Origin of the sequence: uncultured Clostridium sp. (genome assembly GCF_910588715.1) — a bacterium.
Taxonomy (GTDB): domain Bacteria; phylum Bacillota; class Clostridia; order Clostridiales; family Clostridiaceae; genus Clostridium.
In genome coordinates this window covers 628,926-646,586 of sequence record NZ_CAJURG010000001.1, presented here as the reverse complement: position 1 = coordinate 646,586, position 17,661 = coordinate 628,926, and the positions used below count along the sequence as shown (strand labels likewise).

The window sequence follows — 17,661 nt, the reverse complement described above, 5'->3', positions numbered from 1 at the left end:
ATTACATTATGAATCACGATATAGATATAAAGAAGACTAGAATAAATTGTTTCCGTCAATCAAAGGTTCCAGGAGAATTCATGTTACAAATGCGTATTCCAGGAGGAACAATAAATGCAAAATATTTAAGCGATGTAGAACATATAGCATTAACTTGGGGAAATGGAACTTTCCACATGGGAATGAGACAAACTTTTAATGTTCCAGGAATAAAATATGAAAATATAGAAGCTGTCAATGCATACATTAAAGACTATATTAAAGAAGTAGAAGTAGATGAATGTAACTGTGATATGCCTATAGATGAAAAAGGATATCCTACAATAGGTGCTAGAAATATAATGGCATGTATAGGTAATTCACATTGTATAAAGGGAAATATAAATACTAAGGAATTAGCAACAAAAGTGGAAAACTTAATATTCCCATCACACTATCATATTAAGGTTTCAATAGCAGGTTGCCCAAATGACTGTGGTAAGGCTCATTTCCAAGATTTTGGTATAATTGGTCAAGCTAGAATGGAATACCATAAGGAAAGATGTATTGGATGTGGAGCTTGTGTAAAAGCTTGTGAACATCATGCAACAAGAGTTTTAAGCTTAAACGAAAATGGATTAGTAGATAAAGATCCATGCTGTTGTGTAGGTTGTGGTGAGTGTGTATTAGCATGTCCAACAAGTGCATGGACTCGTAGTCCTAAAAAATTCTATAGAATACTTATAGGTGGTAGAACTGGTAAGCAAAATCCTAGAATGGGTAAAACATTTATAAATTTTGCAAGTGAAGAAACAGTTCTTGGAGTGTTTGCTAACTGGCAAAAATTCTCTGCTTGGGCATTAGATTATAAACCTGAATATTTACATGGTGGACATTTAATAGATAGGGCCGGATACAATAAGTTTAAAGAAATTATTTTAGATGGGGTTGAACTTAATAAAGAAGCTCTAGTTGCAGAAAATGTATATTGGGCGGAAACAGAATATAGATCAAATATAAATGTTAAGCCAATAGGACAACATAAATCAATTAGCACTACAAGACCAATTAGAAGTAATGAAAATTAAATAATACAATAAGTAGCATAGTATAATATTTAAACTTTAATGTTTAATATTATACTATGCTTTGTTTATTTTATTAGAAATTTATATTATAATAATTTTTAATATAATGAAATGAGAGGGATTAGTTTTGAAAATAACAATAAAGGATGTAGCAAGAGAAGCAAAAGTGGCAACGTCTACAGTATCAAGAGTTTTAGCAAATAGTAATAGAATAAGTGAAGAAACGAAAGAAAGGGTTAATGAAGCAATAAAGAAATTAAATTATATACCAAGTGTTGTTGCAAGAGGGCTTGCTAAAAATAAGACAAGGATACTAGCAGTTTTATTACCAGGAGAAGCAGAGGTTTCGTTTGAAAATCCTTTCTTTGTTCAGGCAATGAAGGGAATAAGTATGTGTTCACAAAGGGAAGATTATTATATAATGTATGCTTTCAATGAAAATAAAGAAAATGAGGAAGAGTGGATAAAAAAATTTACAGAGGGAAATCTTGTAGATGGAATATGTTTATTTAATGTAAAGGATAATGATAAAACTATTAATTATTTAAAAAATAAGGAATTTCCATTTGTTGTTATAGGAAGGCCTGATGAAATTAAGGATATTTTATGGGTAGACAATGATAACTTTACAGCTATGTATAATTTGACTAGGAGGATCGTAGAATTAGGTAATGAAAAAATAGCCTTTATAGGAGCTAAATCTGAAATGAATGTGTCTAAAGATAGATTAAATGGATATAAACAAGCATTATTCAATAAGGATATAAAAATTGATGATAAGTTAATTGTAGAAATGGATAATTTCTCTGAAGAAAATGGCTATACAGCAGCTAAGCATATATTAGAAAATAATAATGTATCAGCATTTGTAACAACAGATGACTTAATTGCTTTTGGAGTTCAAAGGGCTGTAGAAGAACTTAAATATGATGATATATCTATTGTGGGATTTAATAATATACCTCTAACACAATATAAAAATCCACCAATAGCATCTGTTGATATTAATTCAGAAAAATTAGGGATTTATGCTATTAAATTATTAATTGATAAATTAGAGAATAGAAAAAATAATGGATATTATGTTATTGAAACTAGATTGATTGAAAGAGAGTCGTTAATAAAAAATAATATAAAAATTTAATAGAATTACTTGTATAAAATGAAGAAAATTAAAGATATATAAAGATATTTAGGTATAATCTTGAAAAATGGCTAAAAATGATATGCTTTTATGCTTGTAAACATTTTTATAAGATGCTATAGTAAATTTATGGAACTGGTAACGGTTTGTAAAAATAAAATAAATAAACAGTATGTTTATAGATTTATGTACAGAATTAAACTGTACATAATTATTTAATTGTTTATGCAATCGGTTGCACTGAGGGGTGATAATTTATATAAAAAACTTTAAAGAGAAGATTTTAAAATAACAAAAATAGGTATTATTAGAGATTATTATGAAGATGGAAGAAGGGATTTAAATGGGTAAAACAAAAAAAGGTAGTAAATTATTATCTTTTGACTTTTGGCAAAAATTTGGTAAAGCATTAATGGTAGTTATCGCTGTTATGCCAGCAGCAGGATTAATGATAAGTATAGGAAAGCTGCTAGGAATGTATTTTGATGCTGAGATAATACAAACAGCATCAAGAATTATGGATAATATAGGTTGGGCAATAATTGGAAATTTACACATATTATTTGCAGTTGCAATAGGTGGTTCATGGGCTAAAGAAAGAGCTGGTGGAGCTTTCGCAGCATTATTATCATTTATTCTTATTAATCGTATTACTGGAGCTATATTTGGGGTAAGCGCTGAAATGTTAGCAGATAGTACTGCAACAGTTAAATCATTATTAGGTGCTACATTAACAGTTCCAGATTACTTTACAAGTATTTTAGGATCTCCAGCATTAAACATGGGAGTATTCATAGGAATTATTTCAGGGTTTTTAGGAGCAACATTATTTAATAAATATTATAACTATAATAAATTACCACAAGCATTAAATTTCTTTAATGGAAAAAGATTTGTTCCATTTGTTGTTATTTTATGGTCAACAATTACAGCTATTGTATTATCTATAGTTTGGCCTTTTGCACAAGGTGCTTTAAATAGCTTTGGTATTTGGCTTGCAAATTCAAAGGATACAGCACCAATATTAGCACCATTTATATATGGGACTTTAGAACGTTTATTATTACCATTTGGATTACATCATATGTTAACTGTTCCAGTAAACTATACTGAATTAGGTGGAGTTTATACAACATTAACAGGAGCAGCTGCTGGTACAGTTGTTGCAGGTCAAGATCCATTATGGTTTGCTTGGATAACAGATTTAATTAACTTTAAATCAGCAGGAAATATGGCAGAATACAATAATTTATTAACAACAGTAACTCCAGCAAGATTTAAAGCAGGTCAAGTAATATTATCAACTGCATCATTATTAGGTATTGCATTAGCTATGTACAAAAATGTAGATGCAGATAAAAAGAAGAAGTATAAATCAATGTTTATATCAATTGGTTTAGCTGTATTTTTAACAGGTGTAAGTGAGCCGATAGAATTCTTATTTATGTTTATTTCACCAGTACTTTATGTAGTTTATGCAATATTAACAGGATTAGCATTTGCTTTAGCTGATATAATTAATTTAAGAGTTCATGCTTTTGGTGCAATAGAAGTTATAACACGTATTCCTATGTTAATTAATGCAGGATTAATTGGTGATGTTACTAACTTTGTTATAGCATGTTTAGCATTCTTTGGAATTAACTTTGGTGTATTTAGCTTCTGTATTAAGAAGTTTAAGATTCCAACACCAGGACGTTTAGGAAATTATGATGAAGAAGAAACGAATAGCTCAGAAAGTGAAGCAGCAGTAAGCAAGACTATATCTGGAGATGAATTATCTTTAAGAATAATATCTTTATTAGGTGAAAAAGAAAATATTGAAGATGTTGATGCATGTATGACACGTTTAAGAGTAACTGTTAAAGATATTGAAAAAGTTGCAGATGAAAAAGAGTGGAAGAAAAATGGAGCTTTAGGATTAATAGTTAAAAACAGTGGAGTTCAAGCAATTTATGGACCAAAGGCTGATGTATTAAAATCAAACATTCAAGATATATTAGGAGTTTAATATGAAACTTTTAACTTTAAATTGTCATTCGTGGCAAGAAGAAAATCAAGTTGAAAAAATTAAATATTTAGCAGAAGTAATTAAAGAAAAGCAATATGATGTGATTGCGCTTCAAGAAGTAAGTCAAAGCATTGATGCTAAATTAGTTAATTCAATTATTAAAGAAGATAATTTTGCTAAATTATTAATTGATGAATTAAATAAGCTTGATGAGTATAAATATAATTTTATATGGGATTACTCTCATATAGGTTATGATATATATGAAGAAGGATTAGCAATACTTACAAAGCATGAAATTGAAGATTTTAAATCTTTTTATATTTCAAAAAGTGATGATAAAACTAATTATAGGAGCAGAAATATAATTAATATAAAAGTAAAAATTAATGGAGAATTAATTGATTTTTATAGTTGTCATGCTGGTTGGTGGAATGATGAGGTAGAGCCATTTAAATACCAAGCTGAAAGGTTGCTTGAAAATATATCAAATGAAAATTTATCATTTATTATGGGAGATTTCAATAATAATGCTCTAGTTAGAAATGAAGGGTATGATTATTTAATAAGTAACGGACTTATAGATACTTACTGTATTGCAAAGGAAAAAGATACAGGAGTAACTGTTAAAGGAGCAATTGCTGGATGGAAAAATCAATCTGAAGACAAAAGGTTAGATTTGATATTAAGCAATAAAGATATAACTGTTACAAAGTCTAATGTAATATTTAATGATATAAACAAAAATATAATTTCTGACCATTACGGCGTAGAAGTAGTTATTGAAGAAAGATAAAATAAAGGCAGAGAGTGTAAATATAAATTTTATATTTACACTCTCTGATTTTTTATTAACTTATTTTTTGAGTTAGATTATTTAATTCCTTGTTCGTATTGTTCAACCATTCTCTTAACCATTTCTCCGCCAACGCTTCCGCATTGTTTAGAAGTTAAGTTTCCGTTGTAGTCTGTGAAAGGAACTCCCATTTCGCTTGCTACTTCATTTTTAAATTTTGATAATCCGTTTTTTGCTTCTGGTACTAACTTTTGAGCCATAAAAGACCCTCCTTTAAATAAATTAATATTTATGTTACCTTGTAAGTAAAGTTATTTTACTTACACTAGTATTATGTGCAGAGTTAATTTATATAATCTATTAAAAACACGGAAATATAGGAAAAAAAGAATACTTATAGAATTAAATGGATAATTGTGTGAGTTTAAAGTAAATATAAAAATAATACATACTTAGATGGATTAACCTAAGTATGTATTAAAGATACAATTTAATTTCTTTTTATTTTTAACATGGTAACAACTATTGGAATTGTTATTAATGCTGAAACTATAGCTTCAGGAATACCATTTGTTAAACCAACAGTAAGCAAAGTTCCAGCTACTGCTTCTCTTGATATTTCTCTTGCTTGTGCATACCTATCTAAATATAAAATATAAGTTAGGCCTAACACACCAATTGTATTAGTTAATGTAGCTAAAAGAGCTGAAATACCTGCACAAATTCCAGTATTTTTTATTTTGCTTTTAAGTAGAGTGAATGAATAATATGCAACTATTCCAATAAGTATTCTAGGAATTAATGCAACTATGGGATTCCAGAATATAAATGACGTTAATCCAGGAGCTGTAATGTTTTGGTACATTGAGAATAGTCCAAAAATTAATCCTACAGTCATACCAACGACAGGCCCTTCTAATATGGCACCTATAATTACTGGTACATGCATTATAGTAAGATTAAAAATAGGAAGACGAATTAATCCTAAACCACTTACACCAAGAAATATAGAGATTCCCCCTAATGCCCCTATAAGAACAAGTCTTCTAGTTTTAGAACTAGAATTAGATTTTTTTTTCATTAGAATTTCTCCTTGTGCTTTATAATATTTTAAACAATGTTCAAGTTTTAATTTAATATAAAAATACAAATTTTTCAATGGAAAATAAGTTATTTATATAAATTTATGTAAATAAATAATTTATAATAGTATATTTTAAATAAATATAGTATGAAAAATATTGAATAATATAAAAGAAATGATATATTATGAAGATAGTATATTATTTGTTTAAGGAGTAAAGATATGAGATTATTTAAAATTAAAGACTTAACTTTTAATAAAGAGGATTTTTTAGATGATATAAATGAGTTTGAAGATTTATTACCAATAATAGAAGAATTACAAGATGAATTAACATATGATGAAATAGAATGTGTTGGTGAAAATGATTGTTGTAATAAAAGTAATAAAAATTATATAGTTGAGATTCAAGGATTTTTAAATCAAGAAGATGAATTTATAACTAAAAAAGAAATTGAAGAAAATCCTAGTTTGGTAAATGGGCAAGTAATGGATTTATTTGTTATTAGATTATATAAATGTGCAGATTGTGGAAAGTGGATTATAGATATTTTGGAGTAATATTTTATGAAAAACTTCAAAGAAATGATAAAGTCTAATTATAATCTTTTTATTGAGTATGTTAAATATATTAAGGGTAAGGAATTTAAGAGTTTATTTAAAGAAAGAAAGTTAGAGTTAAGTATAATTAGTGTAGTTATATTTGTTATTTTAATATTTTTATTTAGTAGTTTTACGTTATCAAAGGAAAAGCTTTTAAAAAAGTTTGAGTTAGCTTTAATTAATGGAAACTCTAATTCATTAGCTAAGTGTGTTAAATTAGAGGATAAAGATATAGCATCTAAAGAGTTAAAACCTTTAATTGATGGATACGATAAAAATAAATTAAGAATTAATAAAATAGTTAATGAAATTAGAAGAAATGGGGAAAGTGAAAATTTTAAATTGAAAATTAAAAAAGGTTTTCTTTATGATAAGTATTATATTGATATTAATACTATTAATGTTAAATTTACTACAAACATAAGTGATGTTAATGTAGAGTTTTTAAATAAAAGGTTTAATTTGATTAATGAGGCTGAGTTTAATATTATTCCCGGAGAATATTCACTTTCATATAAATATAAAACTAAATATGGTGATATAAGTGAAAGTAAAATTATAAATCTAATGGAAGATAAAATAGTTGAAGTAAATATAGATGCTAATTATATTACAGTATATTCAAATTATGATGATGCAAAAGTATTTATAAATAATGTTGATACAGGTCTTATTTCTAAGGAAATTAAAAATTATGGACCTCTTCCAAAAGATAAAGATATTAAAGTATTTATTCAAAGAGAATTTCCTTGGGGAATTATTAAAAGTGAGGAAATATCAATAGGTAATAATCAATATATTAATCTTAATATAGATATGGTAAATGACAGATTGAATAATATGATTAATGAAACAGTAGATAGTTTTTATAGTAGTGTATTTAATGCACTTAATAATAAGGATAAAAATTTAATTTCTGGATCTATAGAATTAGTGAAAGAAGTAGTTTACAATTATATGAATGAAAAAGCTTTCTTATTTAGCAATAGTTATGAAATAAGTGATTTAGCTGTTGAAATTGAAAAAAGTGATTTTAAATATGAAGAAGGGATATATAAAGCTAGTTTACTTACTAAGGTTGAATATAGTGTGTATAAAAAAATATTCCCATTTGCTAAAAATTATAATGAAGCATCATTTATTATTAATTTAGAGTATGAAGATAATAAATTTATAGTTAATGGAATACAGAAAATAGAAATATAATTTATAATTACAGAGTTTTAATATTGATATTATTGAAGTAATGGATAAAAAATATAATATTTGTATAATACAATTTTAGTAAGATAATATACTGTTAACAATTATATATAGAAATAAAAAACCTGTGCATATAAATGCACAGGCCTAAGGGATTACAATCACTTAAGAAAGGGAATAAGTGATTGTGTGGGGTTTTATTAAAACTCTATAATTAAAATTATTTATAATATAGAGTGGTATGGGCTATTTAAAGTATTTAATTTATAAATACTATATTAATATTATACAATAATATTTCATAAAATCAAATATTATTTACAAAAAAAGTTGAAAAAAATTTTTTTATGTATAAATTTATAATAAAATTAGTAAAAAATAATGTTAATATATGGCTTAAATAAGGAAGGGGTATACGTAGTGAATAGAGATGATATTTTAAAAGATAAACCAGATTATGAAGATTATAGTGAAAATGAAGCTAAATTAAGCATAGAAGAAATGAGAGAATTAGGGATATTGAGGTGTGGTGGCTGTTGCAGTAAAAAAAGTAACAAAAATAATAAATGTAGTGGATGCAACAAGTCAAAAAAATGCTGCAAATCAAAATGATTTATTGTCGAATAATAGGTATGAAAAAGGTTGGAAAATAGATAAGATATTAAAAGAAAATTGTAAATTAAAATTATGCTTAAAAATAATAAAACTTATAGAAATATTTTATAAAATTTATTAAAATAAATTAAAGGTTGAAATTGTTGGCAATATTATGTATATTACTAGTTAAAGGCAAAATATTAAGTGAGTTTATGAACAAACATTTGTAAAAAATAGCTTGAATGTGTTATAATAAGCTAGTTGTATTAATCAAACAAGAGATACTTTTTTAGGAGGAATATACAATGGAAGCTAAAATGGAAAAAATCGATGTAAATATCGTTAAGTTTGAAGTAAAGGTTGAAGCAGAAAAATTTGATGCTGCATTAACAAGAGCTTATAAGAAAAATGTTAAGAATTTCAATGTACCAGGATTCAGAAAAGGAAAAGTTCCTATGAATGTGGTTAAAAAATATTATGGTATAGAAGTTCTTTTAGAAGATGCTGTTAATTTTGCAATAGAAGGATCATATAGTGAGGTATTAAAAGAAAATAACATAATACCAGTGGACTATCCAAAGATAGATGTAGTTGAAGTAGGAGAAGGCAAGGATTTTGTTTACACTGCAGAAGTTACTGTATATCCTGAAGTTGAATTAGGTGAATACAAAGGTTTATCAATAGAAAAGAAAACTTATGAAGTAACTGAAGAAGAAGTTTCAAAGAAGCTAAAAGAAATGCAAGAAAAAAATGCAAGAATTGAAGCTAAAACTGAAGGAACAGTTGACAATGGAAACATAGCTGTTATTGATTTCAAAGGATATGTTGATGGAGAAGCATTCCAAGGGGGAGAAGGAAAAGATTACTCTTTAGAAATTGGATCAAAGACTTTCATCGATACATTTGAAGAACAATTAGTTGGGGCTAAAATAAATGATACAGTAGAAGTTAATGTTACTTTCCCAGAAAACTATGGAAAAGAAGAATTAAATGGAAAGCCAGCTAAATTTGAAGTTACTATAAAAGAAATAAAGGTTAAAGAATTACCAGAATTAGATGATGAATTTGCTAAAGAAACATCTGAGTTTGATAATATAGCTGATTTAAAGGCTGATGTAACTAAAAAATTAGAAGATGCTAACAATGAAAGAGCTGAAAGAGAATTTGAAGAAGCTGTAATTACTGCTGTAGCTGAAAATGCTAAAGTTGAAATTCCAGAAGTTATGGTTGAAAAAGAAGTAGATAAAATGGTTCAAAACTTACAACAAAGATTACAATATCAAGGTTTAAGCTTAGAACAATACTTCCAATTTACTGGAACTGATCAAGAAAAAATGAGAGAATATATGAGATCTAATGCTCAAACTAAAGTAAAAGTAGATTTAGTATTAGAAGCTATAGAAAAAGCTGAAAACATTGATGCAACTGAAGAAGAAATAAAAGCAAAAGCTATAGAAGTTGCTAAAATGTACTCTCAATCAGAAGATGAAAAAATGATTGATTTATTAATGCAAAGCCAACAAGCTGCATTAAGAGCTGATGTTATTACAAACAAAACAATGAAATTATTACTTGAAAACAATAAATAGTCTTTAAATTAATTGCCAGAAGAAATTCTGGCAATTATTAAAATATTTTATTTAACAAAATAAAGTAAATTTTATATAATTTAAATATAATTACTTTTGATTAGTTGGATATATTATAAAGTAAGAAGGGTTTTGAAGAGAAAAGGAGGGAAACAAAAATGAGCAATTATGTTCCATACGTTGTAGAGCAAACAGGAAGAGGAGAAAGGTCTTACGATATATTTTCAAGACTTTTAAAAGACAGAATTATAATGCTTAGTGGGGAAGTTAATGATGTTACTGCTAATTTAGTTGTAGCTCAGTTATTATTTTTAGAAAGTGAAGATCCAGATAAAGATATTTATCTTTACATAAATAGTCCTGGTGGATCAATTACTTCAGGAATGGCTATTTATGACACTATGCAATATATAAAATGTGATGTAAGTACAATTTGTATTGGTATGGCAGCTTCTATGGGAGCATTCTTATTATCAAGTGGTGCTAAAGGAAAGAGATTTGCGCTTCCAAATAGTGAGATAATGATTCACCAACCATTAGGAGGTTTCCAAGGTCAAGCTACTGATATTGATATTCATGCTAGAAGAATATTAAAGATAAAAGAAACTTTAACTAGGACAATGGCAGAATCTACTAATGGAAAAGTTGATTATGAAACAATGGTTCAAATGTGTGAAAGAGATAACTTCATGAGTGCAGATGAAGCATTAAATATTGGATTAATTGACGAAGTAATAGTTAAAAATAAAAAATAATTAATTTTGGCAGTATGGCCAAAGTGAGGTGATGTTATGGCTAAATTTGAAGATAAAAAGCAATTAAAGTGTTCATTTTGTGGTAAAAATCAAGATCAAGTAAAGAGGTTAATTGCGGGACCTGGAGTATATATATGTGATGAGTGTATAGATTTATGTTCTGACATAATTCAAGATGAATTTGAAGATAATGTGGAATTAGATACTACAGCATTACCAAAACCAACAGAAATTAAAGCATATTTAGATCAATATGTAATAGGTCAAGATAGAGCGAAAAAAGCATTATCAGTTGCCGTTTACAATCATTATAAGAGAGTTAAAGCTAATATGGTAGATGATGATATTGAGCTTCAAAAAAGTAATATCTTATTATTAGGACCAACAGGTTCTGGTAAAACGTTATTAGCTCAAACATTAGCTAGATTTTTAAATGTTCCATTTGCAATAGCTGATGCTACAACTTTAACAGAAGCAGGTTATGTAGGTGAAGATGTTGAAAACATTTTACTTAAACTAATACAAAATGCTGATTACGATGTTGAGAAAGCAGAAAAAGGAATAATATATATTGATGAAATTGATAAAATTGCTAGAAAGTCTGAAAATCCATCTATAACTAGAGATGTTTCAGGTGAAGGAGTTCAACAAGCATTATTAAAAATATTAGAAGGAACAACAGCTTCTGTTCCACCACAAGGTGGAAGAAAGCATCCACACCAAGAGTTTATTCAAATTAATACTGCAAATATATTATTTATTTGTGGTGGGGCTTTTGATGGTATAGAAAAAATAATCCAAAAGAGAACAAGAGTAAGCACTATGGGATTTGGTGCTGAAATTCAATCTAAGGAAACTAAAGATGTAGGAGAAGCTTTAAAGAATGTTCTTCCAGAAGATTTATTAAAATTTGGTTTAATACCAGAATTTGTAGGAAGATTACCTATGGTAGTTTCTTTAGAATCTTTAGATCAAGATGCCTTAATTAATATTTTAAGTCAACCTAAAAATGCATTAGTTAAACAATATAATAAATTATTTGAAATTGACAATGTAGAATTAGAGTTTACTGAAGATGCACTTAAGGCTATTGCAGATGAAGCTATTGCAAGAAAAACAGGTGCTAGAGGATTAAGAGCAATTGTTGAAGATATAATGATTGATATTATGTTTGATATTCCATCAGATGAGAATATAAGCAAGGTTATTATAACAGAATCTACAATTAAATCTAAGGAGTTACCTGAATTAGTAAGATTAGGTGAAAACGAAGTTAGACCAGTTTTAAAATCTAAAAAAACTAAAAAAAGAAAAGGTATGGAAACAGCATAATAAAACACCTCTAGATTTCTAGAGGTGTTTTTATTTTTTTACTTTTTAATTAATATGAAAATATACTATAAAATTTATAATTAATTGCAACCATTTATGGAATAATACAACTATTAAAGGTTAATAATACAAATAGAATTTGCAAAAGTGGAGGATAAATCTTTATGAATGAAATAATGATAATACTGCAATTTATAATGATGATTCTATTTATAATATATCTATTTAATAGTAATAAAACGAATCATTCTAGAGATGCTGTAGTTGATAAAGAAAATAAAAAGGGTATGGAAAATCTTCTTAAAATGAGAAGAATCAAGTTAACAGAACCTTTAACAGAAAAAAGTAGACCAGTTAATTTTGAGGATATTATAGGACAAGAAGAGGGAATAAAGGCATTAAAGGCTGCTATATGTGGACCTAATCCCCAACATGTGATTATTTATGGGCCACCTGGAATAGGAAAGACAGCAGCAGCTAGATTAGTATTAGAAGAAGCTAAAAAAAGGGAAAAATCACCTTTTAAGAAAGATGCTAAATTTGTTGAAATAGATGCTACTACTATAAGATTTGATGAAAGGGGTATTGCAGATCCTTTAATAGGTTCAGTTCATGATCCGATTTATCAAGGGGCTGGAGCATTAGGAGTAGCTGGAATACCACAGCCTAAACCTGGAGCTGTAACAAAGGCTCATGGAGGAATATTATTTATAGATGAAATAGGTGAATTGCATCCAATAGAAATGAATAAACTTCTTAAGGTATTAGAAGATAGAAAGGTATTTTTAGATAGTTCATATTATAGTTCAGAAGATCCTAATATGCCTACATTTATAAAAGAAATATTTGAAAATGGATTGCCAGCAGATTTTAGACTTATAGGTGCAACAACTAGAAGTCCTGAGGAAATTATTCCCGCAATAAGGTCTAGGTGTGTAGAGGTCTTTTTTAAAGGATTAGAAATAGGTGAAATAAGAGAAATAGCAAGTAGAGCTATAGAGCGTGTTGGATTAAAAACAACAGATAGAGGTTTGGAAATAATTAGCAGACATTGTTCTAATGGTAGAGAAGTTGTTAATTTAGTTCAATTGTGTGCAGGAGTTGCTATTAATGAAGATAGAGAAAATATTACAGAAGAAGATATAAGATGGGTTATTGAAAATGGTCAATACACTGAAATTCCGGATATAAGAGTTTCAGATAAACATCAAATTGGAGTAGTTAATGGATTAGCTGTACATGGAGCGAACATAGGTATGGTTATGAAAATTGAAGCAACAGCTAAAAAGGTGTTAAATAGAAAAGGTGAACTTAAAATTTCAGGTATTATTGAAGAAGAAGAAATTACGATGAATAATAGAAAGATTAAAAGAAAGAGTACTGCATATTCATCAATACAAAATGTATTAACTGCTTTAAATAATATTTTTGATTTAAAATGTGAACAATATGATCTTCATGTAAATATACCGGGAGGAATACCAGTAGATGGGCCATCTGCAGGAATAGCAATTGCGAGTGCTATTTATAGTGCAATAGTTAAAAAGCCTATCGATTGTAAAATTGCAATGACTGGTGAAATAAGTTTACTTGGAGCTGTTAATCCTATTGGAGGAGTAAATGCAAAAATATTAGCAGCTAAAAAAGCAGGAGCAACACAAGTATTGATTCCAGAAGCAAATTGGAGCAATAGTTTTTATGATTATGAAGGAATATCAATAATTAAAGTTAACAATATAAGAGATGTTTTAAATTTATGTATAATAGATGATTTAAGTTCTAAAATAGATATTTTATCTGCAAAGGGAAAGGAATAAAATTGTATACTGCCATAAAAATAAAAAGATTAAATTTTTATGGCAGTATACAATTTAGTTGTTTAGTGTAAAGTTGAAAAAAATAATATTTATGTGTATAATGGAAAAGTTAAATGTATTAATAAGATGATGTTTAGAATGGAGAGGGAAAATGAACACAAATTCAATTTTATTGCCGTTAATTCCTCTAAGAGGTATTACTATTTTTCCCAATATGATTATACATTTTGATATTGGTAGAGAAAAGTCAATTGCTTCACTTGAAGAGGCAATGTTACAAGAGGGTAATATATTTTTAGTTACACAAAAAGATCCTAAGGTTGAAGCACCAGCTCAAAAAGAGGACATGTATTCAATAGGAACTATATGTAAAATAAAACAAATACTTAAGCTTCCAAAGGGAACTACAAGAGTTTTAGTTGAGGGAATAGAGAGAGCCACATTATTAGAATTTGAAGAAAAAGATAACCATTTAAGAGGAGTTATTGAAAAAATATCAGAATCTGAAAAGAACGTTGAAAATAATGAAGATTTAGCTTTTAGAAATCAACTAGGTAAGGCTTTTGCTGCATATATTCATTCAACAGAAGGTGATGATAGTAAAGTTCTTAAAATGATGGAACAAGAAAAAGACTTAGGTAAGGTTACAGATTTAATTGCTGCATATATACAATTAGAAGATGAAAAAAAGCAATTAATATTAGAAACTATTAATGTTCATGAAAGAATAGAAAAATTACTTGTTTTTATTGATGAAGAAATACAAATAGTTGAGATTGAAAAAGAGATAGGTAATAAGGTTAAAAGTAAAATTGATAAAAGCAATAAAGAATATTTCTTAAGAGAACAAATTAAGGCTATCCAAGAGGAACTTGGAGAAGATGAGGAAAAAAGAGAATTTAATAAGTATAATGAGCAATTGAAAAAGCTTAAAATGTCTAAAGAAGTTAAAGAAAAGGTAGAGTATGAGCTATCAAGATTAAAGTTATCTAATTCAAGTGATGGGAATAATATCAGAAGTTATTTAGATTGGGTAGTTGCATTACCATGGAATAAAGCTACTAAGGATTCTTTTGATATAGAAAAGGCTTCAGGGATACTTGATGAAGAACATTATGGATTAGAGGAAGTTAAAGAAAGAATTCTAGAATATTTGGCTGTAAAGCAATATACTAAGTCTTTAAAAGGACCTATTTTATGCTTAGTTGGTCCTCCGGGAGTTGGAAAAAGTTCTATAGCTAAGTCTATAGCTAAATCTATAAATAAAAAGTTTGTAAGAATTTCTTTAGGTGGTATTCGTGATGAAGCTGAAATAAGAGGTCATAGAAGAACTTACATTGGAGCAATGCCAGGTAGATTAGTTTATGCTTTAAAAGAAGCTAAAGTAAATAATCCATTAATTTTATTAGATGAAATTGATAAATTAAGTGCAGACTATAAAGGGAACCCAGCAGATGCATTATTAGAGGTTTTAGACCAAAATCAAAATAAAGAATTTAGGGATTCTTATATGGAAGTTCCAATTGATTTATCTAATGTACTTTTTATTACAACAGCAAATTCATTAGATACTATTCCTAGAGCTTTACTTGATAGAATGGAGATAATTCAAGTTTCTGGGTATACTTATGAAGAAAAGGTCCATATTGCTAAAAATCATTTAATTAAAAAGGCTATGGAAGAGTATGGTGTGGATGAAAATATAATGAAAATTTCAGATAACACTATAAAAGAAATAGTAAATGGGTATACTAAAGAATCAGGTGTTAGAAGCTTAGAAAGACAAATTAATAAAGTAATTAGAAAGGCTATTACTGAATTAATTAAAAGTAAAAAGAAAAGCCTAACAATTTCATCAAACAAATTAGAAAAATATTTAGGGCCTTCTATGTTTGAATTTGAAAATGATGAAAAAAAGGATAAAGTAGGAGTCGTTACTGGTCTTGCATGGACTGCATATGGTGGAGATACACTTCCAGTTGAAGTGGCTGTTATGAAGGGAAATGGTAAACTTGAATTAACAGGACAATTAGGTTCAGTAATGCAAGAATCAGCTAAGGCAGCTTATAGTTATGTAAGAGCTAATAGTGAAAAGTATGGAATATCACCTGAATTTTATAAGAAAAATGATATTCATATTCATGTTCCAGAAGGAGCAGTTCCAAAGGATGGGCCTTCAGCAGGAGTAACATTAGTTACAGCTTTAGTATCAGCCTTATCTAAGAAAAAGGTAAAGGGAAGTATATCTATGACTGGAGAAGTTACTTTAACAGGAAGAGTTTTAGCTATAGGTGGAGTTAAAGAAAAGTGTTTAGCAGCCCATAGAATAGGAATAGATACTATAATTTTACCAAAAGAAAATAAAAAGAATGTGGATGAAATACCATCATCAATTAAAGGTAAATTAAAATTAATATTTGCTGATAATGTTGAAGAGGTATTAAAAAATGCATTAATCGGAGTTGATAAAAGTGATAATTAAAAAGTCTGAGTTTATTATATCTGCTGTTAAAAGGGATCAATACCCAACTGATAGTAGAAATGAAATTGCCTTTGTCGGAAGATCTAATGTAGGTAAAAGTTCTATAATAAACGCTTTAACAAACAGAAGAAAACTTGCTAAGGTATCCCAAACACCTGGTAAGACTAGACTTATAAACTTTTTCTTAATAAATGATGATTTTTATTTAGTAGATTTACCTGGGTATGGATATGCTAAGGTATCTAAAAAGGAAAAGGAAAGTTGGGGAAAAACAATAGAAATGTATCTTACTGATAGGGAAGAGTTAAAGAGAGTTATACTATTAGTTGACTCAAGACATAAACCTACAGCAGATGATATTATGATGTATGAATGGATAAAGCATTTTGATTATGATTGTATAGTTATTGCAACAAAAAGTGATAAGCTTTCTAATAATGAACTTGCTAAAAGTAGAAAATTAATAAAAGAAACATTAGGTCTAGGAAGTACTGATAAGTTTTACTTCTTCTCATCTTTAAATAAAAAAGGTAAAGATGAGCTTATAGATAATATATTTGAAGATTTATCAGAAGAAGCTAGAGATTAATAAAATAGTTGCCCAAAAATTTGGGTAACTATTTTATTTTTTTTAAGGGGTTTATCACATTTTAGAGAGTTTCGGAATAATTAGTATAGAGGGAAAAATGTTAGGAGACATGAAAATTAAAATTAAAAAATTTTAATAAAAATTATCAATAAAAAGATAAAAATAGTGTCAAATAACATTGAGAAGAATAGTATATAGTATAAAAACAAAAAATCAAATCCTTAGGAGGAATGTTAATATGCCTAGTATGCATGATATGATTGATGAATTAAATGACATTGAATGTCCAAGCTATCCTCCAGTAGACTCAGGTTGTAATGGCTTTGGAGGCTGTGGTAATTTTGGATGTGGCTTTGGTAGCTGGATCTGGATATTATTAATTTTATTCTATGCTGGACAAGGTGGAAATACAGGTTGCTGTAACACAAACACTAACTCTTGCTGTGGAAATGCTGGAAATAACGGAATATTTGGTGGATTAGGAAACTGCGGTGGAGGATATTTATTCTTACTAGTTATCTTATTCCTATGCAATGGTAGCTTTGGATGCGGAAATATGGGACCTAATGTAGCTCCATATCAAATGTAGTTT

General features: G+C 27.9%; 15 protein-coding genes and 1 pseudogene. 14 read left to right on the top strand and 2 right to left on the bottom strand.

The window, feature by feature from the left end; genetic code table 11:
• Positions 1–8: 8 nt before the first annotated feature.
• From asrC to QZ321_RS03185, 4 genes are all read left to right on the top strand, one after another.
• Positions 9–1,067, top strand: a complete 1,059-nt coding sequence (gene asrC / locus QZ321_RS03200; protein WP_291743006.1) for a sulfite reductase subunit C — start codon at positions 9–11, stop codon at positions 1,065–1,067.
• A gap of 127 nt (positions 1,068–1,194) precedes the next feature.
• Positions 1,195–2,211 carry a LacI family DNA-binding transcriptional regulator gene (locus tag QZ321_RS03195; RefSeq protein WP_291747647.1) on the top strand — a complete coding sequence of 339 codons (1,017 nt, stop codon included), beginning with the start codon at positions 1,195–1,197 and terminating at the stop codon, positions 2,209–2,211.
• A 343-nt stretch (positions 2,212–2,554) separates the two neighbouring features.
• Positions 2,555–4,222, top strand: coding sequence for a PTS transporter subunit IIBC (locus tag QZ321_RS03190; RefSeq protein WP_291747649.1), 1,668 nt, complete (start codon positions 2,555–2,557; stop codon positions 4,220–4,222).
• A gap of 1 nt (position 4,223) precedes the next feature.
• Positions 4,224–5,018, top strand: coding sequence for an endonuclease/exonuclease/phosphatase family protein (locus tag QZ321_RS03185; protein ID WP_291744242.1), 795 nt, complete (start codon positions 4,224–4,226; stop codon positions 5,016–5,018).
• Between the two features lie 77 nt (positions 5,019–5,095).
• Here QZ321_RS03185 and QZ321_RS03180 read toward each other — a convergent pair whose 3' ends face one another.
• Both QZ321_RS03180 and QZ321_RS03175 read right to left on the bottom strand, forming a co-directional pair.
• Positions 5,096–5,278, bottom strand: coding sequence for an alpha/beta-type small acid-soluble spore protein (locus QZ321_RS03180; RefSeq protein ID WP_133015732.1), 183 nt, complete (start codon positions 5,276–5,278; stop codon positions 5,096–5,098).
• Between the two features lie 230 nt (positions 5,279–5,508).
• Positions 5,509–6,099, bottom strand: a complete 591-nt coding sequence (locus QZ321_RS03175; RefSeq protein WP_291744240.1) for an ECF transporter S component — start codon at positions 6,097–6,099, stop codon at positions 5,509–5,511.
• Between the two features lie 225 nt (positions 6,100–6,324).
• Between QZ321_RS03175 and QZ321_RS03170 the strand changes: the two genes are divergently transcribed.
• The 10 genes and pseudogenes from QZ321_RS03170 (at position 6,325) to QZ321_RS03125 (ending at position 17,658) form a co-directional block, all read left to right on the top strand.
• A complete protein-coding gene (locus QZ321_RS03170; RefSeq protein ID WP_291747652.1) occupies positions 6,325–6,663 on the top strand; it encodes a hypothetical protein in 339 nt (112 codons plus the stop codon).
• A 6-nt stretch (positions 6,664–6,669) separates the two neighbouring features.
• Positions 6,670–7,911 carry a hypothetical protein gene (locus tag QZ321_RS03165; protein WP_291747655.1) on the top strand — a complete coding sequence of 414 codons (1,242 nt, stop codon included), beginning with the start codon at positions 6,670–6,672 and terminating at the stop codon, positions 7,909–7,911.
• A gap of 417 nt (positions 7,912–8,328) precedes the next feature.
• Positions 8,329–8,520, top strand: a complete 192-nt coding sequence (locus QZ321_RS03160; RefSeq protein WP_291742783.1) for a hypothetical protein — start codon at positions 8,329–8,331, stop codon at positions 8,518–8,520.
• 290 nt (positions 8,521–8,810) lie between these two features.
• Positions 8,811–10,094 carry a trigger factor gene (gene tig / locus QZ321_RS03155; protein WP_291747658.1) on the top strand — a complete coding sequence of 428 codons (1,284 nt, stop codon included), beginning with the start codon at positions 8,811–8,813 and terminating at the stop codon, positions 10,092–10,094.
• Positions 10,095–10,246: 152 nt separating this feature from the next.
• Positions 10,247–10,849 (top strand): annotated as a pseudogene (gene clpP / locus QZ321_RS03150) (ATP-dependent Clp endopeptidase proteolytic subunit ClpP); the annotation flags it as partial.
• A gap of 36 nt (positions 10,850–10,885) precedes the next feature.
• On the top strand, positions 10,886–12,181 hold the full coding sequence (gene clpX, locus QZ321_RS03145; protein ID WP_291742788.1) for an ATP-dependent Clp protease ATP-binding subunit ClpX: 1,296 nt from the start codon (positions 10,886–10,888) through the stop codon (positions 12,179–12,181).
• Between the two features lie 164 nt (positions 12,182–12,345).
• Entirely contained in the window at positions 12,346–13,998 is a 1,653-nt protein-coding gene (gene lonB, locus QZ321_RS03140) for an ATP-dependent protease LonB (protein WP_291747661.1), read from the top strand.
• A 151-nt stretch (positions 13,999–14,149) separates the two neighbouring features.
• The gene (lon, locus tag QZ321_RS03135) at positions 14,150–16,480 is read left to right on the top strand and encodes an endopeptidase La (protein ID WP_291747664.1); all 2,331 of its coding nucleotides are present in this window, start codon (positions 14,150–14,152) and stop codon (positions 16,478–16,480) included.
• A complete protein-coding gene (gene yihA, locus QZ321_RS03130; protein ID WP_291742797.1) occupies positions 16,470–17,069 on the top strand; it encodes a ribosome biogenesis GTP-binding protein YihA/YsxC in 600 nt (199 codons plus the stop codon). The genes lon and yihA overlap by 11 nt, the downstream gene beginning before the upstream one ends.
• Before the next feature lie 247 nt (positions 17,070–17,316).
• On the top strand, positions 17,317–17,658 hold the full coding sequence (locus QZ321_RS03125) for a hypothetical protein (RefSeq protein WP_291742799.1): 342 nt from the start codon (positions 17,317–17,319) through the stop codon (positions 17,656–17,658).
• Positions 17,659–17,661 lie beyond the last annotated feature (3 nt).